The sequence below is a fragment of the Lentzea fradiae genome (genome assembly GCF_900100955.1).
Classification (GTDB): Bacteria; Actinomycetota; Actinomycetes; order Mycobacteriales; family Pseudonocardiaceae; genus Lentzea; species Lentzea fradiae.
Window position 1 is genome coordinate 1 of the sequence record NZ_FNCC01000035.1, and the last position, 17,361, is coordinate 17,361.

At 69.0% G+C, this 17,361-nt stretch carries 20 protein-coding genes; 10 read left to right on the plus strand and 10 right to left on the minus strand.

Annotated elements, in window-relative coordinates:
- Positions 1-65: 65 nt before the first annotated feature.
- Positions 66-377: a transposase gene (locus BLT23_RS39420; RefSeq protein ID WP_090052852.1), complete on the plus strand. Its 312-nt coding sequence runs from the start codon at positions 66-68 to the stop codon at positions 375-377.
- A complete protein-coding gene (locus BLT23_RS39425) occupies positions 374-1,291 on the plus strand; it encodes an IS3 family transposase (RefSeq protein WP_090060483.1) in 918 nt (305 codons plus the stop codon). Before BLT23_RS39420 ends, BLT23_RS39425 begins: the two co-directional genes overlap by 4 nt.
- Before the next feature lie 50 nt (positions 1,292-1,341).
- Here the strand turns inward: BLT23_RS39425 and BLT23_RS39430 are convergent, their stop codons facing one another.
- The gene (locus tag BLT23_RS39430) at positions 1,342-2,490 is read right to left on the minus strand and encodes an IS3 family transposase (protein ID WP_090060485.1); all 1,149 of its coding nucleotides are present in this window, start codon (positions 2,488-2,490) and stop codon (positions 1,342-1,344) included.
- Between the two features lie 108 nt (positions 2,491-2,598).
- Here BLT23_RS39430 and BLT23_RS39435 point away from each other — a divergent pair, with 108 nt between their 5' ends.
- Positions 2,599-3,156, plus strand: a complete 558-nt coding sequence (locus BLT23_RS39435; protein WP_425434455.1) for a LiaF transmembrane domain-containing protein — start codon at positions 2,599-2,601, stop codon at positions 3,154-3,156.
- Between the two features lie 116 nt (positions 3,157-3,272).
- On the opposite strand, the gene BLT23_RS39440 is transcribed toward BLT23_RS39435, so the two are convergent.
- Genes BLT23_RS39440 through BLT23_RS39450 form a run of 3 tightly spaced genes read right to left on the minus strand, consistent with a single transcriptional unit; the run spans position 3,273 to position 4,800 of the window.
- Positions 3,273-3,485, minus strand: coding sequence for a PLDc N-terminal domain-containing protein (locus tag BLT23_RS39440; RefSeq protein WP_090060487.1), 213 nt, complete (start codon positions 3,483-3,485; stop codon positions 3,273-3,275).
- Between the two features lie 2 nt (positions 3,486-3,487).
- On the minus strand, positions 3,488-4,099 hold the full coding sequence (locus BLT23_RS39445; protein ID WP_245744598.1) for a CBS domain-containing protein: 612 nt from the start codon (positions 4,097-4,099) through the stop codon (positions 3,488-3,490).
- Between the two features lie 14 nt (positions 4,100-4,113).
- Positions 4,114-4,800, minus strand: coding sequence for a CBS domain-containing protein (locus BLT23_RS39450; protein ID WP_090060492.1), 687 nt, complete (start codon positions 4,798-4,800; stop codon positions 4,114-4,116).
- Positions 4,801-4,989: 189 nt separating this feature from the next.
- Here BLT23_RS39450 and BLT23_RS39455 point away from each other — a divergent pair, with 189 nt between their 5' ends.
- From BLT23_RS39455 to BLT23_RS39475, 5 genes are all read left to right on the plus strand, one after another.
- Entirely contained in the window at positions 4,990-5,985 is a 996-nt protein-coding gene (locus BLT23_RS39455) for an Acg family FMN-binding oxidoreductase (protein ID WP_090060494.1), read from the plus strand.
- Positions 5,982-8,228: a phosphoenolpyruvate synthase gene (ppsA, locus tag BLT23_RS39460; RefSeq protein WP_090060498.1), complete on the plus strand. Its 2,247-nt coding sequence runs from the start codon at positions 5,982-5,984 to the stop codon at positions 8,226-8,228. The genes BLT23_RS39455 and ppsA overlap by 4 nt, the downstream gene beginning before the upstream one ends.
- A 16-nt stretch (positions 8,229-8,244) precedes the next feature.
- Positions 8,245-9,255 (plus strand): type I glyceraldehyde-3-phosphate dehydrogenase, encoded by a 1,011-nt coding sequence (gene gap, locus BLT23_RS39465; RefSeq protein WP_090060501.1) that lies wholly within the window; start codon positions 8,245-8,247, stop codon positions 9,253-9,255.
- Between the two features lie 88 nt (positions 9,256-9,343).
- Positions 9,344-9,838: a flavodoxin domain-containing protein gene (locus tag BLT23_RS39470; protein ID WP_090060503.1), complete on the plus strand. Its 495-nt coding sequence runs from the start codon at positions 9,344-9,346 to the stop codon at positions 9,836-9,838.
- Positions 9,839-9,925: 87 nt separating this feature from the next.
- Positions 9,926-10,429: a DoxX family membrane protein gene (locus tag BLT23_RS39475; protein WP_245744599.1), complete on the plus strand. Its 504-nt coding sequence runs from the start codon at positions 9,926-9,928 to the stop codon at positions 10,427-10,429.
- 68 nt (positions 10,430-10,497) lie between these two features.
- On the opposite strand, the gene BLT23_RS39480 is transcribed toward BLT23_RS39475, so the two are convergent.
- On the minus strand, positions 10,498-11,091 hold the full coding sequence (locus tag BLT23_RS39480; protein WP_143036220.1) for an Rv1733c family protein: 594 nt from the start codon (positions 11,089-11,091) through the stop codon (positions 10,498-10,500).
- Positions 11,092-11,257: 166 nt separating this feature from the next.
- On the opposite strand from BLT23_RS39480, the gene BLT23_RS39485 reads away from it, so the two are divergent.
- Positions 11,258-11,575 (plus strand): hypothetical protein, encoded by a 318-nt coding sequence (locus BLT23_RS39485; protein WP_090060509.1) that lies wholly within the window; start codon positions 11,258-11,260, stop codon positions 11,573-11,575.
- Between the two features lie 128 nt (positions 11,576-11,703).
- Positions 11,704-12,159, plus strand: a complete 456-nt coding sequence (locus BLT23_RS39490) for a hypothetical protein (RefSeq protein ID WP_090060511.1) — start codon at positions 11,704-11,706, stop codon at positions 12,157-12,159.
- Between the two features lie 15 nt (positions 12,160-12,174).
- Here BLT23_RS39490 and ppk2 read toward each other — a convergent pair whose 3' ends face one another.
- From ppk2 to BLT23_RS39515, 5 genes are all read right to left on the minus strand, one after another.
- On the minus strand, positions 12,175-12,978 hold the full coding sequence (gene ppk2, locus BLT23_RS39495; RefSeq protein ID WP_090060520.1) for a polyphosphate kinase 2: 804 nt from the start codon (positions 12,976-12,978) through the stop codon (positions 12,175-12,177).
- Entirely contained in the window at positions 12,966-14,033 is a 1,068-nt protein-coding gene (locus BLT23_RS39500; protein WP_090060512.1) for a cation transporting ATPase C-terminal domain-containing protein, read from the minus strand. The genes ppk2 and BLT23_RS39500 overlap by 13 nt, the downstream gene beginning before the upstream one ends.
- A complete protein-coding gene (locus BLT23_RS39505; RefSeq protein ID WP_090060514.1) occupies positions 14,014-14,415 on the minus strand; it encodes a CBS domain-containing protein in 402 nt (133 codons plus the stop codon). Before BLT23_RS39505 ends, BLT23_RS39500 begins: the two co-directional genes overlap by 20 nt.
- Positions 14,412-14,867 (minus strand): universal stress protein, encoded by a 456-nt coding sequence (locus BLT23_RS39510; RefSeq protein WP_090060516.1) that lies wholly within the window; start codon positions 14,865-14,867, stop codon positions 14,412-14,414. Before BLT23_RS39510 ends, BLT23_RS39505 begins: the two co-directional genes overlap by 4 nt.
- Positions 14,864-17,361, minus strand: a 2,498-nt coding sequence (locus BLT23_RS39515; RefSeq protein ID WP_143036221.1) for a bifunctional acetate--CoA ligase family protein/GNAT family N-acetyltransferase, incomplete at its 5' end; no start/stop codon positions are given. The genes BLT23_RS39510 and BLT23_RS39515, both read right to left, overlap by 4 nt.

Genomic DNA, 17,361 nt, shown 5'->3' on the forward strand with positions numbered 1-17,361 from the left:
TGAGGTTCCCCCGATAGCTCGGAGACTTTCAAGCATGGTCCGATAGGGCCTGAAGGGAGTCGTCCGTGGCAGCACCGAAGAAGTACCCCGACGAGCTGAGGGCTCGTGCGGTCCGGCTGTATAGGGAGTCGGATCCGAAGCCGGTGATCCGGCGGCTGGCCGAGCAGCTCGGGGTCCATCACGAGGCACTACGCAACTGGATCCGGCAGGACGAGGCCGACCGCGGGGAGCGGGATGACAGGCCGAGCTCCGGCGAGTCGGAGGAACTGCGCAGGCTGCGGCGGGAGAACGCGGAACTGAAGCGGGCCAACGAGATCCTCAAGGCGGCGAGTGCTTTTTTCGCCTCGGAACTCGACCCGACCCGGCGACGGTCGTGAAGCTCATCGCGCAGCTTCGCGGCCGCTTCGGGGTCGAGCCCATCCTCCGGGTCCTCGGTATCGCCTCCTCCACCTACTACGGCTGGGTCCAGCGCCAGGCGGACCCGTCACCGCGGCGGCGCCAGGACGTGGAACTGGTCGCCGGGATCGTGGACATCCACACCATCTCGGGCGGTACCTACGGCAGCCCGCGGGTGCACGCCACCCTGCGCCGCCGCGGGATCCGGGTGTCGCGCAAGCGGGTCGAGCGGCTGATGCGAGACCACGGGCTGCAGGGTGCGTTCCTGCGCAAGAAGTGGCGAACACCCTCGACCAGGCGCGATCCACGAGCGACGCCGGCACCGGATCTGGTCAACCGGGACTTCACCGCCCCGGCCCCGGACCGGCTGTGGGTGGCCGACGCCACCCGCATCCCCACCGGCGAGGGCGTGTTCTGGCTGGCCGCGGTCCGCGACGCGTTCTCCAACCGGATCGTGGGCTGGAAGACCAGCGACCGCTGCGACACCAGCCTCGTGCTCGGCGCCCTGGAGTACGCGATCTGGTCCCGCGAAGTCCGCGACGGACAGCTGATCCATCACAGCGACCGAGGCTCGACCTACACCTCGATCCGCTTCGCGCAAAGCCTGGCGGACAACGGAATCCTGCCCTCGATGGGCTCGGTCGGCGACTCCTACGACAACGCGCTGATGGAGAACTTCTTTTCCACGCTGAAGATCGAACTCGTGTACCGGAACTCGTGGCGCACCCGCGACGAGGCCGAGAACGCGATCTTCAGCTACATCGACGGCTGGTACAACACCCAGCGCATCCAGAAAGAGCTCGGCTGGCTCAGCCCCGACGAGTACGAGACCGCCCAGCACGCCGATCAACTCGAGCCATCTATCATCCCGGCATCCCCAACCGGAGCCAGGTAACCAACCCTCCGAGTTATCGGGGGAACCTCAAGGAGTCGGCTCGTTGGACTTCATGCCACGGGCTGGGCTGCGTGGAGCCTTTCATACTCGGTCGGGGTGAGCATGCCCAGGGAGCTGTGGCGACGCTGCCGATTGTGGAAGATCTCCAGGTATTCGAAGATCGCGTTGGCCAGCTCGAGGCGTGTGCGCCATCGTCGGCGGTCGAGCAGTTCGGTCTGCATCCGGCCCCAGAACGACTCCATCATCGCGTTGTCATAGCAGTCTCCGATAGAACCCATCGACGGTAGCAACCCGGATTCCTTGGCGCGCAAGGTAAACGCCCACGAGGTGTACTGGACGCCGTGATCGGAATGGATCACCGTGTCCGCTGCCGCCTCGCGGTTGTGCAAGGCCATGCCGAGCGCATTGGTCACCAATGCGGCGTCCTGGCGGCTGTCGATCGACCACCCGACCACCTTGCGGGAGAAGGCATCCAGCACCACGGCGCAATAAACCTTGCCCTCGCGGGTCCGGTGTTCGGTGATGTCGGTAATCCAGAGCTGATTCGGCGCGGTGCGGACGAAGTCGCGGTCGACCAGGTCGGCCGCGGTGGGTGTGTCTGGCCGGATCCGTCGACGCTTGCGGCCCGGAAGCCCTGTGATACCAGCACGTCTCATCAGCATCTCGACCGCGCCGTGGCTTACCGTGATCCCACGACCCAACACCAGCTCGGCGCGCACCCGCCGGGCGCCGTAGACCCCGTGGGAAGCGGCGTGGACCTGCTTGATGAGGTCGGTCAGCCAGGCGTGCCGCACCGAGCGGGCCGACGGCGCCCTGCCACGCCAGGCGTGAAACCCCGACTCAGACACCTCCAGGATCCGGCACGCTGTCTGGATCGGCAGTCCCTCCTCGACCATCACCGCGATCGCGGCGAACCGGGCTTTTGGGGGCACCACCTCCTTGAGCAGCTCCGTGGCACGCCGATGGATCGCCAGCTCGGTCTCCAGCTCTGCGATCCGGCGCCGTGCCGCGGCCAGTTCGGCCTTCTCCATCGAGGTCAGCCCCGGCTCCTGACCGGCGTCGACGAGCGACTGCCTGCGCCAGGTGTAGATCGTCTGGTCGCTGATCTGCAGGTCGTGCGCGACCTGCGCGACGGTGCGGCCGGCCTTGAGCAGGTCGAGGACCTTGCTACGGAACTCCGGCGGGTAACTCCTGGGCATGCTGACCTCTCACTGGGGGGTGATCAGCATGAAGTCCAGTAACCCGACTCCGCAAAATCGAGGGCACATCAAGGTCTCCATCAAACCCGGAACGGGACAGGTCCGGCCATCGCGGCCTGGTGGCCGGCGGCCGTCGTGGTCCTCGGCGTCGTCGCGATGGTCGCACAGCGCCGCGTGTCGACCGGACCTGTCGTGATCGCCGTGGTGGGTCTGGTGCTGCTCGCGGGCACGCTCGATTGGACCAGTGGTGACCTGCTGGTACCCACCGTGCTCGCCGGTGTGGGCATCGCCGTGCTTCTGGGCCTGCGCAGGCATCACGGCACCCGCACACCGATCGCGTTGTTCGGCGGCGCCAGTTCGAAAGAGCGGTCGAAGCACTTGAGTCACGCTGATGTCTCCGCTGTCTTCGGTGGCGTGACGCTGGACTTGCGAGAGGCGCACATCGACTCTTCAGCCGACGTGGACGCGTTCGCGCTGTTCGGCGGAGTCGATGTGCTTGTTCCCGAAGGATGGCGCGTGTCGGTCGGAGGCATGCCGTTCATGGGAGGCATCGACGACAAGACCGACAACGAAGGCCGAGTCCTGCCCGACGACGCGCCCGTTCTGACTGTGAATGGCACCGCGTTGTTCGGCACCGTGACGGTGGCGAACCAACCGAAGCCGTGAGGCCAACCGCATCTGCACAAGACAGTGAGGACGACGTCGCCGGACCGTCGTCCTCACTGGTGCTTCTCGTTTCGGTTCAAGTTGTTCGAGCGGGATGACGGCGCCTTGGCGGTCGTCTAGGACTTCCTCCCCCAGCGAAAGTAGGCGAACGGACCGGCGAAGTTCACGAGGATCGCGAGGGCCCACCACAGCTTGCGGCCGCGCACGAACTCGCGCGGCCGCAATGCGAGGTCGGTCCATGCCGCGCCGGCGAGCACGATCTGCACGGCGCCCATGACGACGAAGGACCTGCGTCGTGCCACGGGCAGGTCGCTCCACCTCTTGGCCATGGTCACGCCCGCACCGAACTCGTGACGTGGACGTCGGTGACCCCGGCGACGGCGCGCGCCAGGACCTCGGCCACGTGCCGGTCGGTCTCGTCGTCGCGGCTGTCCACGATGGACACCTTGCCGTCCTTCACCTCGACCTGCCACCGGTGGGATGCTCCGACCACGCACAGCCGGTGGCGGATCTCCGCCTCGATGATCCAGTCGGCACGGCTGATGGAACGGAGCATGTCCCTGCGGGTGATGATGCCGACGAGCCTTCCCTCGTGGACGACCGGGACGCTGCGCATCCCGTGGTCGATCATCAGGTCGGCGACCTCCGCCAGGTCCGTGTTCGGGGTGACCGTCACCGGCGGCACCGTCATCACCTCCGCCACCACGTCTCCCGGCGTTTTCCGCGGCACGGGCGGTTCGCCGTGCACCAGGAAGCGCGGGTCCTGCGGCAAGCGGTCGCGCAGCAGCTGGGTCTCGGTCACCACACCGACGAACGCGCCGGCGGCGTCGACCACGGGCAGGGCGGTGAAGCCGCGTTCGGCCAGCAGCCGCGCGGCGTCGCGCGCACCCGTGTCCGGGCTGACCACGACGACCTCGGTCGTCATCACGTCTCGGGTCCTCATCGGATTCCGTCCTTTCAGCCGAAGATCTCGGTCTGGCGGGGGTGCTCGGTGTCGTTCCACGCCGGACGCAGCCGGTTGTTCAGATCGACGACACCGGGCAGCGAGCGCACCAGGTGGTCGGCGATGTCGATCTCGCTCTGGCGTTCCAGCCGTCCCTGCAGGCTCACCACGCCGTCGGCCACCTCGACGTCCACGGTGTCCGGGTCGATCCAGAGAACGCGGCCGAGGATCTCCTCACGAACGGTGGTCCGCAGCTCCTCGTCCTCGCGCAGGTAGAGCTTGAGCAGGTCGCGCCGGGACAGCACGCCGACGAGGGCGCCGTCGCCGTCTTGGACCAAAAGCCTGCGGACGCCGGTTTCGGCCAACTGCCTGGCCGCGGCGCTGGCCGTGGTGTCCGGGGAGACCGTCTTCACCGGGCTGGTCATGACGTCCTTCGCCGTCACACCCGTGGCCTGGTCCCAGCGGTGCCGGGCCGCGCGGCCGGAGAACAAGCCCGGCGCTTCCCCGGTACCACCGCGGAACTCCTCCTTGGGCAGCAGGTCAGCTTCGGACACGACACCGACCGGGTAGCCGCCGTCGAGCACCGGAACCGCGCTGATCCCGTTCTCCTCCAACAACCGCGCGACGTCCTTGAACGGCGTCTCGATGTCCACGCTGATCACCTCACGCGTCATCAGCGAGGAAACGGTCGGTTCACGCATGACACACCCTCCGGTGATCGGTTTCGTTCTCCTGCCTCCAGCGTGGTCTCGCCCGCTCCGGAGAGACACGTGCCAAAGGCACCGCGGTGGAGGACCGCGGTCCCGTCCCGCTGAGGACCTACGCCCCTCACCCGCGCCACGCCACGCTGCGACGTTTGACCGTGGAACTTCGAACTGGAGGTGAGCCGGATGGACCGCGGTCAGCCGGACGAGAAGACACTTCAGGCGGCGGTGGCGATCGCCTGCCGGGCACCGTCGGTGCACAATTCCCAGCCGTGGCGCTGGGAGGTCGGGCGGCACAGCCTGCACCTGTACGCGGACCGCGGGCGCGGCCTGCCGGCGGTGGACCCGCTGGGAGCTGACCTCGTGATCAGTTGTGGAGCCGCGCTGCACCACCTGCGAGTGGGTCTGGCGGCGCTCGGGTGGCGTGCGGTCGTGCACCGGCTGCCCAACCCCGACGAGCCCGACCACCTGGCGGCGATCGAGTTCGCCCCCGCGGACCCCGCGGCGTCGCACATCGCTCTCGCAGCGGCGATTCCGCGCAGGCGGACGGATCGTCGTGCGTTCTCGTCCTGGGCGGTGCCCGAGGGCATCATCGGACAGCTCGTCTCCCGTGCTCTGGCCGAGGGCGTCGAGGCCCAGGAGGTGACGGGCCGTGCGCGGGACGAGCTGCTCATCGCGATCGCCAAGGCCGCCGCCGTGCAGGAGGCCGACCCGGAGTACCGGGCGGAGATCCGCGAGTGGACCGGTGTCTACCCCGGAGCTTCGGCCGGAGTGCCGGCCGCGAGCATCCCGATGGGACCAACGCAGTACGGCAATCTCCAGATGCGGAAGTTCGCGCCGGGCGAGCTGACGCAGACCGACCGGCTCGAACCGAGCGAGGACGCCGGATCACTGCTCGTCCTCAGCACCTCGTCCGACGACCAGCTGTCCCGCCTGCGCGCGGGCGAGGCGACCAGTGCGGTCCTGCTCGAGGCCACGTCCGCCGGACTTGCGTCGTGCCCGCTCAGCCAGCCTCTCGAGGTGGTGGAGACCAGAGACCTGATCCGCGACCAGGTTCTCGGCGGCTCCACCTGTCCGCAGCTGGTTGTCCGCGTCGGCTGGGCCGGCTTCAACGCGGACCCGTTGCCTCCCACCCCACGTCGCCCGGTCATCGACGTCCTCACCCCGCAGGAGCGGTTATGAGCAACTACATCCGGGACTTCACCACGCTGGGCAAGGACGATACCGAGGTCGCCGGCGGGAAGGGAGCCAACCTCGGTGAGCTGACCCGCGCGGGGCTTCCCGTCCCGCCCGGTTTCGTGGTGACCGCCGAGGCGTTCCTGACGTCCATGGGGCAGGTCCGTGAAGACCTCGCCGCGGAGCTGAAGATCGCCTTGGACCGCGAGACCTCACCCGAGCGGCTCGCCGAGTCGGCCGAGCACATGCGGGAGCTGGTCCGCAAGGCCGGTGTGTGCGACGACGTCCGTCACGAGGTCCTCAGGGCCTACCGGGAGCTTGGCGACGACGAGTCGGTGGCCGTTCGGTCGTCCGCCACGTCCGAGGACACCGCCGGGGCGTCGTTCGCGGGCATGAACAGCACGTACACCAACGTCCGGGGAGCGCACGCCCTCCTGGACCGGCTGCTGGACTGCTGGGTGTCGTTGTTCGGCACTCGCTCGATGGCCTACCGGGCGGAGCAGGGCATCGCCGGTGAGCCGGCGATCGCCGTGGTCGTGCAGAAGATGGTGAACTCCGAACGCTCCGGCGTCATGTTCACCGCGGACCCGTCCAGCGGCGACCGCGACAAGATGCTCGTCGAAGGGTCCTTCGGCCTGGGCGAGGTGGTCGTCAGCGGCTCCGTCGAGCCGGACACCTACGTGCTGCGCCGCGACGGCGACACGGTGTCGGTCGCCGACACCCGGATCGGCCGCAAGACCCACAAGATCGTACGTGGGCCCGACGGTGCCGACCAGCGCGTCGACCTCACACCGGCCGAGTCGCACGCGCAGGTCCTCACCGAGGACGAGGCGATCGAGATCGGCCAGCTCGGCATCCGCGTGCAGAGGCACTACGGCGAACCGCAGGACACCGAGTGGGCCATCGCGGACGGCAAGACCTGGCTGGTCCAGTCCCGTCCCATCACCACGCTGCCCGAACCGGAGGTGACCTCCGACGGTCCGCTGGTGGCCGGGCTCGCCGCCTCACCCGGTATCGCGTCCGGGCGCGTGCGGGTGCTGCGCTCTCCCGACGAGGGCTCTCGCCTGCGCGACGGCGAGGTGCTCGTTGCCGAGATGACCAACCCCGACTGGGTGCCCACCATGCGCCGCGCGTCCGCAGTGGTCACCGACGGAGGCGGGATCACCTGTCACGCCGCGATCGTGGCCCGCGAACTGCGGGTGCCGTGCGTCGTGGGGACTGGTGCGGCCACGTCGGTGCTGAAGGAAGGGCAGCTGATCACGGTCGATGGCAATGCGGGCGAGGTCCGCGCCGGGGCCGCGCCGATCACGACCGCGCCCCGGATCGTCGCACCCGTGATGCCGTCCACCGAGGCACTCGGCACGCGTGTGTACGTGAACCTCGCACTGCCCGAGCACGCCTCCGAGGTGGCCGCGATGCCCGTGGACGGCGTCGGCCTGCTCCGAGCGGAGTTCATGCTGACCGAAGCGCTCGGCGCCGAGCACCCGCGGCGGTTCCTCGCCCAGCACGGCACCGAAGACTTCCTCGACGCGATGACCTCAGCCCTGTTGAGGATCACGCACGCGTTCGCACCGCGTCCGGTCGTCTACAGGACGATGGACTTCCGCACCAACGAGTTCCGCGAGCTCAAGGGCGGCGACGAGTTCGAGAAGCACGAGCACAACCCGATGATCGGCTATCGCGGGTGCTACCGGTACGTCGACGATCCGCTGCTCTTCTCGCTGGAGCTGCTGGCGCTCGCCCGTGTGCGGGAGCAGACGCCGAACCTGCACCTGATGATCCCGTTCGTGCGCACCAAGTGGGAGCTCGACGCCTGCCTGGAGCAGATCGACCGCAGCCCGCTCGGCCGCCAGCGCGGCCTGCACCGCTGGGTGATGGCCGAGGTTCCCTCGGTGGCGTACTGGATCCCCGAGTACGCGCGCTCCGGCATCGACGGGGTCTCCATCGGCAGCAACGACCTCACCCAGCTGATGCTCGGCGTCGACCGGGACTCGGAGCTGTGCGCGGACCTCTTCGACGAGTCCGACCCCGCCGTGCTCGACATGATCGGCCGCATCGTCGGCGCCGCCCGCGACGCGGGCATCACCTCGTCGCTGTGCGGCCAGGCACCGTCCAACAAGCCCGAGTTCGCCGAGAAGCTTGTGGAACTCGGCATCACGTCGATCTCGGTGAACCCGGACGCCGTTCCCGCGGCGCGGGCGGCGATCGGTTCCGCCGAACGCCGGCTGCTGCTGCGCTCCCTCCGCTGAAGACCAGGAGACCGCCATGCCAGTCCGCGTTGCCATCAACGGATTCGGTCGCATCGGACGGGACGTTCTGCGTACCGCGATCGACCGCAACGACACGGCGATCGAGATCGTCGCCGTCAACGACATCACCACTCCGGAGACACTGGCCCACCTGCTCGCGTTCGACTCGACCTACGGCCCGTGGCGCAGGAACATCACCTCCGAGGGCAACACCATCGCCGTCGATGACCACAGCATCCTGGTCACCAGCGAGGCCGATCCGAAGAACCTCGACTGGGGGCACCTCGGCGTCGACATCGTCATCGAGGCCACCGGCCGGTTCCGCACGAGGGAGACGGCGGCGGTGCACCTCGAGCGCGGTGCCCGCAAGGTGCTGATCACGGCTCCCGGCAAGGACGTCGACGCCACCATCGTGCTCGGCGTCAACGACGACAGCTACGACGCGGATTCGCACCACATCGTCTCGAACGCCTCCTGCACGACCAACTGCGCCGCGCCGATGGCGTCCGTGCTGGACGAGGCGTTCGGGATCGTCGAGGGCGTCATGACGACGATCCACAGCTACACCGGTGACCAGGCGCTGCTCGACCGGCCCCACAAGGACCTGCGCCGCGCCCGCTCCGCCGCAGTCAACATCATCCCGACTTCGACCGGAGCCGCCAAGGCCATCGGCCTGGTCATCCCGTCGCTGGACGGCAAGCTCGACGGGCTGGCCGTCCGGGTGCCCGTCGAGGACGGGTCGCTCACCGACCTCACCGTCCGGCTGGCCACCCCGGCCACGGCGGAGCAGGTGAACCGGGCGTTCGCGGAGGCGGCAGCACGCCACCTCAAGGGAATCCTCCGCTACACCACCGCTCCCGTCGTGTCGCGGGACATCATCGGCGACCCGGCGTCGTGCGTGTTCGACGCCTCGCTCACCAAGGCGCAGGGCCACGTCGTCAAGGTGATGGGCTGGTACGACAACGAATGGGGCTACGCCAACCGCACGGTCGATCTCGCGGACCGCATCGCCCGCACGCTGCCCTGACCGACCGGGCCGGGACGCCCGAGGTGTCCCGGCCCGAGCGAGCCCAAGGTCCCTGTCCTGGCTCGATCCACAGCGGGAAAGTATTGGTATGGCAGAGATTCTCGTCGCGTACGCGACCAAGATGGGTGCCACCAAGGAGATCGCCGAGGCGGTCGCGGAACGGATCCGCTCGGCCGCGCACCAGGTGACCGTGCTGGACGTCGCCGACGTGGAGTCGGTCGAGCAGTACAAGGCCGTCGTGCTGGGCAGCGCCCTCTATGCCGCTCGCTGGCGGCCGGAGGCGGTGCGCTTCCTCAAGCGCAACGCCGCGGCGCTCGCCCGCAAGCCGGTCTGGCTGTTCCACAGCGGCCCGCTCGGCGATGACCTGTCCTCGCAGAAGGCGCCGCGCAAGGTGCGCGAACTGGCCACCCGCATCGGTGCGGAGCAGCCGGCCACCTTCGGCGGGCGGCTCACTCCGGACACCGCGGTCGGCTTCTTCGCCAAGAAGATGGCGCAGGGACCGATGTCCGGCGACTTCCGCGACTGGAACGCGATCGAGCTCTGGGCGAACCACGTCGCCGAGCAGCTCGTCGCCGCCCGGTGACCCCTTATCCACGGACACGAAATCCACTCGGAGGTAATGATGTCCACTGTTCAGGCTCCCCGAAGGACCCGCGCTGACGTGGGTGCCATGACGCTCGCGGTGCTGCGCATCGCGACCGGCCTGCTGTTCGTCTGGGCGTTCTTCGACAAGGCCTTCGGCCTCGGCTACGCGACGCCGGAGAAGAACGCGTGGTTCGCGGGAGGATCGCCCACCAAGGGCTTCCTCGGCAACGTCCACGTCGGACCGTTCGAGTCGACGTTCCACGCCTGGGCCGGCGCCTGGTGGGCCGACACGTTATTCATGCTCGGCCTGCTTGCCGTCGGCGTCGCGCTGGTGCTCGGCATCGGCCTGCGCGTCGCCGCGGGCGCCGGAACGCTCATGATGCTGCTCATGTGGGCGGCGGAGTGGCCTCCTGCCCAGCACAACTCGCTCGGCGAGGCGACGAGGTCGACGAACCCCCTCATCGACTACCACATCATCTACGCGCTGGTGCTGATCGTCGTCGCGACCGCCGCAGGCGGCGCCGTCTGGAGCCTGGCCCACTGGTGGGCCGGTCTGCCCTTCGTCCGCTCGAACCCCTGGTTGAAGTGACGACCGCAGCAGTGTGGGGCGCCGCGATCGCGGCGCCCCACACTCGTTTCCGCGTTTGAGAGCGCGGATCAGCGACCGGTCCACTCAGGTGCGATCCGCTTCCATTCCTTCGCCCACCGCCCCATGCGGACACGCTTGTGCGCAAACCTGGTGATGAGATGGAGCAGGACCGCAGAGCCCGCCGCGGCGCTCCACAGCAGTAACGCGAGGAAGACCGCGTCGATCGCTGCGCCTTCGGAGGTGAGCGGGGGCTCGGTCACCATCCCGTCCTCGCCGACCCAGACCGGCACGATGGCGCCGGCCTTGGCGTCACGACGTGCCTGAACTTCACCCCTGCGCGTGGTCCCGCCATCTAATCGCCACGTCGCCCGCACGAACGCCGACTCGACGGCGCCGCTCCGCTCTGACATTCCCACGGCCGGGGGTGCGTCCTCGGTCAGGATCGCGTCCACGCGCTTCTTGCTCGCTTGCTCGACGACAACGCGGTTCTTCTGCGACGCGTAGATCTCGGAGCCCACCGCGCAGGCGACCGGCACGGCCAGCATCGACACCGCGATGCCCAGCACGAGCACCGCGCTTTCGACGCGGTCACCAGTCGACGCGAGTGGGTTCCGGTGAGGAAAGGCGCGATGGACGAGTCTGGACATCGGTTTCGCGGTCATGGTCCACCTCCTGCGACCACGCTTCCGCGTGCAGGTTCGAGTCCCCAGGGACCAACGTCCCCACCCCGATGAGCCCGTGGTCTCGACCGCGTGGAGCCCCCGTGCGGTGGTCGTGTGCTGTGCTCGGGAGAAGCCTGGAGCCAAACGTCGAATCCAGGAGAACATCATGACCACGCCGATTCTCGACACCGACCAGCAGCGTTACGCCGCCGTCCGCGACCGCGCGCTCGCCGCCGTGCTCGCAGAGGAGGACGCCGCGGAGCGACTCGGCTTGAACCCGCTGGAACGGGTCTCGTGCCGGCTGCACCGCCGATGGCTGCACCACTGCGTGCACTCCTCCGACCACGTCATCAAGATCACCGGGCACCGGTGGTGCCGTGACTGCTCCTCGACCGCTTCGGTCGGCGTCGACGAACTGACCGGAGACGTGTCGGTCCGGTGTGAGTCCTGCGGCGGCGTCCCGGACAACGCGGCGACTCGCTAAATCATCCGCACGTGCCGCGCCAGCCTCGCCGCCGCTCGAGGTGTTCTCCTGCACCAGACGATCGAGTTCGCGGTCCGCCTTGCGTGTCGTTCCGGTGCGGAGCAGCGTCAAGCTGCTTGAATCGCGGCATGACGGTCGCGTCCTTCATCATTTCGGTCGTCGCCGTGCTGGTTGCCATGGGGGCGTTGTGGTATGCCCGCGGCCAGAAGCTTGCCGCCGAGAGATCAGCGCAGGAAGCGAAGCGGTCCGCCGATGCCGCAGCCGACCTCGCGAAGATCGAGCGGGATCGGCGACGTGACGAGGTGGACGAGGCGAAGCGGTTGAGGGTGCGGTTCAACCTCGTTCACCACAACAAGAGCGCTTACCTGCTGCGCAACGACGGCACTGATACCGTCTACGGTGTACATGTCGACGCGCAGAACATCCTCATCCGTGGGGACTCCGACATCAGCGAGTTCCCATCCGGCGATTCGCACAAGTATGTGCTCGGCAGAACTATGGACAGCGGGGATCACATCATCGTGACCTGGCATCACGAACCGGATCGCTCGGACTCACCTCGCTCGACCAAGCTGTACGTGTAACCGGCTGGGTCCAGGTCAGCCACCCGACGAGTCGAGCTCGCCCGCACGATCGGGGACCACCCGCTGCAACGCACGAGAGGTGCGCTGGTACCCCTTCGACGCCGGACGGCGCGGCAGCGTGATCTCCGGCGGCGTCACCTCGTGGTAGTCCACCGTGCTCAACAGGTGGGTGATCATGTTGATCCTCGCCCGTCGCTTGTCGTCGCCCTCCACCACGTACCAAGGGGACTCGGCGATGTCGGTGTGCACCATCATCTCGTCCTTGGCGCGGGAGTAGTCCTCCCACCGCGTCAGTGACTCCAGATCCATCGGGGAGAGCTTCCACCGCTTGAGCGGGTCCTTCAGTCGCTTGCGGAAACGCCGTTCCTGCTCGGCATCGCTCACCGAGAACCAGTACTTGCGCAGCAGGATCCCGTCCTCGACGAGCATCCGTTCGAACAGCGGGCACTGCCGCAGGAACAGCCTGTGCTCCTCCGGCGTGCAGTACCCCATGACCCGCTCGACGCCCCCGCGGTTGTACCAGCTGCGGTCCAGCAGCACGATCTCGCCCGCTGCGGGCAGGTGCGGGACGTAGCGCTGGAAGTACCACTGGGTGCGCTCCCGCTCGCTGGGTGCGGGCAGCGCCACGATCCTCGCCACCCGCGGGTTGAGGTGCTCGGTGATGCGCTTGATCGCCGAGCCCTTGCCGGCCGCGTCCCTGCCCTCGAAGACCACCACGAGCCGGGCGCCGGTCTCCCGCACCCACTCCTGCATCTTCACCAGCTCGGTTTGCAGCCGGTACAGCTCGCGCTCGTACTCCTCCCGCTTCAAGCCCGCCATCGCCGCCTCCGCCACTTGTCCAGCTCCACCAGCACGTACGACAGCGCGCTGAGCACGAGCACCACGAGCCACGGCTGCCAGCCGAGCGGAGCCGTGTGGAACAGGTCGTTCATGAACGGCACGTAGGTCAGCGCCAGTTGCAGTGCGATCGTGAGCCCGATTCCGACCAGCAACCAGCGGTTCGGTCCGGTTCGTGGACGCACCCGTTCCAGCGACCGACAGTTGACCAGGTAGGCGATCTCGGCGCCGACGAACACGTTGACCGCGACCGTGCGGGCGACTTCGAGCGACGCGCCCGCCAAGAGCTGCCAGCGGAACGCGCCGAGCGAACAGGCGAGCAGGATCGCCGACACGAACAGGATTCGGCCGACGAGGCTTCGTGTCAGCAACGGCAGTGACGGTGGTAGCGGAGGTCGTTGCATCACACCGGGTTCACGCGGTTCGAACGCGAGCGTCAGTCCCAATGCGACGGCTGTGGTCATGTTGATCCACAGGATCTGCACGGGCAGGATGGGCAGCGCGGCGGCGAGCAGGATGGCGGTGAGGATCACCAGGCCCTCGGCCATGTTGGTCGGCAGGTCCGCACCCACCTGGTCGCCCGCGTCGAGCAGCACCACGTCGCCGGGCACGAGCTGCGCCGAGGGCACGCGCGCGGTGAGCCCGTCGCGCACCACGGTCACCTCGGTGCGCACCATCGACACCAGGGCGTCCAGCGCCTTCTCCGCCCGCGCCTCCTGGACGAAGCCGATGACCGCGTTGATCACGACGACGCCGAGCACCACCGACGCGTCCACCACCTCACCGAGCGCGGCGGTGATCGCCGCGGCCACCATGAGGACGTAGATGAGCGGGTGGTGCAGCTGACCGAGCAGACGCAACGACCAGTGCCGCCCGCGACGTGGCGGCAGCTCGTTCGGGCCGAGGTCGGTGAGCCGCTGCCGCCACTGCCCGGTCGACAGGCCGTCGTGCTGGTCGGTCTCGGCCAGCAGGACGACCTCCAGCACCGGCAGCCCGTGGTGCGCGACCTCCTCGCGCTCAGCTGTTGCGGTGGGCACGGCCTGCTCGCAGGTGCGGGTCCTCGTGGCTGATGGCCTCCAGGACGTCGCGGCGGGTGAGCACGCCGACGACCTGTCCGTCGTGCAGCACCGGCACGCTGACGACCTCGTAGAGGGTCATGGCGTTGTACAGGTCGGCCGCGTCCATCTCCGGCCCGGCGGTGAGAGTGGGCTGGGTCATCAGCTGCTCGACCTTCGGCGCGGGCTCACCGGGCTTGCCGCGCAGGCAACTCGCCTTCGTCACGATCCCGAGGAAGACGCCCTGGTCCACCACCGGTACCATCGTGAAGCCGAAGTCGTCCATGAGCCCTTCGGCGTGCCGGGCGAAGTCTCGCGGCTCCACCGCCACGAGCGGCTTCGCCGTCACGGCTCCCGTCTTCATCGCGTCACCTCCGCGGGTTCCGCATCGGTCACCGGGATGACGGCGACGGGGGCGTGCGCGTGCCGGACGACGTGCATGCTGGTCGAGCCCAGCACCACCTGCCTGATGCGGTGGCCGGTGTGCGACGCGACGACCACGAGGGCGGCGCCCTTCGACGCCTCCTCCAGCACCTCCGCCGCGTAGCCCCTGGCGCTGCGCGCGACGATCTCGGGCAGCTCGGCGCGGCCGTTCGACGCGACGCGCACCGCCTCGTCGATCAGCTGCTTCGACTCGGCCTCCGCCTGTTGCGCGGTGACCTCCCGCCAGTCGGCCAGGGGCTCGTAGTTCCAGGCGTTGACGACGTGCAGGGGGCGGCCCCGCACGACCGCCTCGTCCATCGCCCAGGCGACGGCGCGGTTCGACGCTCGCGTGCCGTCGACGCCCACGACGATCGGACCTTCCTTCGCACTCATCGCGCACTCCTCAGTTGCCGCAGGTACGGATCCGTCGGGCGGGCGGCCACGACGCGGACCCTGGCGTCGATCACGAGGCAGCCCGTGCTGGTCAGGACGAGCGGGTTGACGTCGAGCTCGGCGATCTCCGGCAGCTCCGCCGCCAGCTCCGCCACGCGCAGCAGGACGTCGCGGACGGCCGCGGCGTCGGTCTCGGCGAGCGCGGCGCCCGAAGCGCGGAAACCGTGCAGGAGGTCGTCGGCGTCCGCTGTGGACAGCGGAGCCAGGGCGGCCGCCCGGTCGTCGATCAGGTCGGTGTCCACCCCACCCAGTCCGGTGACGACGAGGGGCCCGAACTTCGGGTCGGTGGCGACGCCCACCAGGAGCTCCCGGCCGCCCGACGCCATCGGTTGCACGAACACCCCGCGCAGCCGGTCGCCGAACCGGTCCTGGAACCCGCGGAACGCTTCGGCCACCGCCGTCTCACCGTCCAGCCCGAGCACGACTCCCCCGCCCTTGCTCTTGTGCAGGAGGTCCTCCGCCACGACCTTCATCGCGACCGGGCAGGCGAAGGCCCGTTGGGCGGCCACGGCGTGCTCTTCCGTGGTCGCCAGCGTTCCGCCGAGCACCGGCAACCCGAACGCCGCGAGCAGGCGAACCACCTCGTCCGGCGGCAACCACCCTTCGGGGTTGCGGCCGACGATGCCCCGTGCGGTGTCGAGGTCGACGCCGGCCGGCTCCGCGTACTCCCGCGGACGGGCCAGCCACTCGACACGCTCCACCAACCGCGCCAGTGCGGCGGCCGCACGCGCGGGCTCCGCGAAGCAGGGCACCTCATCCGCGAGCCGTTCCGTCTGGCCCGTGCGCACGGCGAGGACCGGCTTGCCGACGATGCCGCGGACGCCGCCGGTCGGGTCGCCGAGTGCGGTCGGCACGGTCACGGTGATCACCGCGTCGACGGCGGGGTCGGCGCCGATGACGTCGAGGCAGCGGGCGAACGTCTCGTCGTCCACGACCGCGGTGGTGTCGACCGGGTTGTGCGTGCTCGCCGTTGACGGCAGCAGCTGGCTCAACGCCTCCGCGGTCCGCGCGGACAGCTCGGCCATCCGCAGGCCGTGCTGCACGCAGGCGTCGGCGGCCAGCACGCCGAGTCCACCGGCGTTGCTCAGCACCGCGACCGACCTGCCGGCCGGCAACGGCTGCGTGCTCAGCGCCGTGATCGTGTCGACCAGTTCGGGCACGCTGTCGACGGCGATCACACCCGCCTGCCGGAACAGCGAGTCCCGGATGACCGACGGCGTGGCGGTCGATGCGGTGTGCGAGGCCGCGGCCCGTTGCCCTGCCTCGCTGCTCGCGGCCCGGATCGCGATCACCGGCTTGGTCCTGGCCACCTCGCGAGCGAGGCGGGAGAACTTGCGCGGGTTGCCGAACGACTCCAAATACAGCGCGATGATCCGCGTCTCCGGATCGTCCTTCCACCACATGAGGAGGTCGTTGCTGCTGACGTCGAGCTTGTCCCCGGTGGAGACCAGGTTCGACAGCCCCAGGCCGAGCCTGCTCAGCTCCTCCTGCACGGCGATCGCGACACCGCCGGACTGCGTCACCAGGCCGATGTCACCCGAACCCGTGCTGTGGGCGGAGAACGTCGCGTCCATCCGCACTGCGGGCGAGCTCGTCGAGACACCGAGGCAGTTGGGCCCGACGAGCCTCATGCCGTGGGCTCGGACGAGCTTCATGAGGGCATCGGCGTCGACGCCCGACGAGATGACCACCAGGGCGCGCACTCCGCGACGTCCGCACTCCTCCGCAACACCGGGCACGGCCTTCGCCGGAACGCACACCACCGCCAGGTCCGGGACCTCGGGCAACGCGGTCACCGACGAGTAGCAGTCCACGCCCGCCACAGACTTCGCGTGCGGGTTGACCGCGTACAGGTCTCCGGTGAAGCCGCCGTCCACGAGGTTGCGCAACACGGCGTGGCCCACCGAACCGGCGGAACGACTCGCGCCGACGACCACGACCGAACGGGGCCGCAGCACGTGGGCGAGACTCGCCGCGTCGGCCCGCGCCTCGCGGTCGGCGACCTTGTCCAGGTAGCTCTCGACGGGGTCCAGCCCGAGGTCGACGTGCACGACGTCGCCATCGGGCACCACCGTCGACACCAGACCCATGTCCGTGAACACCCGCAGCATCCGGAAGTTCATCAGCAGCACCTCGGCGGTGAAGCGCCGCACTCCCCTGCCACGAGCCAAGGAGACGAGGTGCTCCAGCAGCAACGTGCCGACCCCGTGCGTCTGCTCGGCGTGCGACACGACCAGAGCCACCTCGGCGACGTCGGGCTCACCGTCGTCCACCACGTAGCTGGCCGCCCCCAACAGCCGCTCACCACGCAGGGCGCCGAGCACCACGTGACGCGGCGCGTCCGGCGACACCATCCGCTCGACGAAGTCTTCGAGCTGCCGGGGCGAGGTGCTGAAGAACCTCAGGTAGCGGTCCTCGACCGGCAGTGACCTGT

What these genes read in the sequence shown, in the direction of transcription:
- BLT23_RS39475 (WP_245744599.1), top strand. Translation starts at nt 9,926, where the DNA reads ATGACGCTCGCGGTGCTGCGCATCGCGACCGGCCTGCTGTTCGTCTGG.
- BLT23_RS39510 (WP_090060516.1), bottom strand. Translation starts at nt 14,867, where the DNA reads ATGAGTGCGAAGGAAGGTCCGATCGTCGTGGGCGTCGACGGCACGCGA.
- gap (WP_090060501.1), top strand. Translation starts at nt 8,245, where the DNA reads ATGCCAGTCCGCGTTGCCATCAACGGATTCGGTCGCATCGGACGGGAC.
- BLT23_RS39490 (WP_090060511.1), top strand. Translation starts at nt 11,704, where the DNA reads ATGACGGTCGCGTCCTTCATCATTTCGGTCGTCGCCGTGCTGGTTGCC.
- ppsA (WP_090060498.1), top strand. Translation starts at nt 5,982, where the DNA reads ATGAGCAACTACATCCGGGACTTCACCACGCTGGGCAAGGACGATACC.
- BLT23_RS39430 (WP_090060485.1), bottom strand. Translation starts at nt 2,490, where the DNA reads ATGCCCAGGAGTTACCCGCCGGAGTTCCGTAGCAAGGTCCTCGACCTG.
- BLT23_RS39440 (WP_090060487.1), bottom strand. Translation starts at nt 3,485, where the DNA reads ATGGCCAAGAGGTGGAGCGACCTGCCCGTGGCACGACGCAGGTCCTTC.
- BLT23_RS39470 (WP_090060503.1), top strand. Translation starts at nt 9,344, where the DNA reads ATGGCAGAGATTCTCGTCGCGTACGCGACCAAGATGGGTGCCACCAAG.
- BLT23_RS39485 (WP_090060509.1), top strand. Translation starts at nt 11,258, where the DNA reads ATGACCACGCCGATTCTCGACACCGACCAGCAGCGTTACGCCGCCGTC.
- BLT23_RS39450 (WP_090060492.1), bottom strand. Translation starts at nt 4,800, where the DNA reads ATGCGTGAACCGACCGTTTCCTCGCTGATGACGCGTGAGGTGATCAGC.
- BLT23_RS39455 (WP_090060494.1), top strand. Translation starts at nt 4,990, where the DNA reads ATGGACCGCGGTCAGCCGGACGAGAAGACACTTCAGGCGGCGGTGGCG.
- BLT23_RS39480 (WP_143036220.1), bottom strand. Translation starts at nt 11,091, where the DNA reads ATGACCGCGAAACCGATGTCCAGACTCGTCCATCGCGCCTTTCCTCAC.
- ppk2 (WP_090060520.1), bottom strand. Translation starts at nt 12,978, where the DNA reads ATGGCGGGCTTGAAGCGGGAGGAGTACGAGCGCGAGCTGTACCGGCTG.
- BLT23_RS39445 (WP_245744598.1), bottom strand. Translation starts at nt 4,099, where the DNA reads ATGAGGACCCGAGACGTGATGACGACCGAGGTCGTCGTGGTCAGCCCG.
- BLT23_RS39505 (WP_090060514.1), bottom strand. Translation starts at nt 14,415, where the DNA reads ATGAAGACGGGAGCCGTGACGGCGAAGCCGCTCGTGGCGGTGGAGCCG.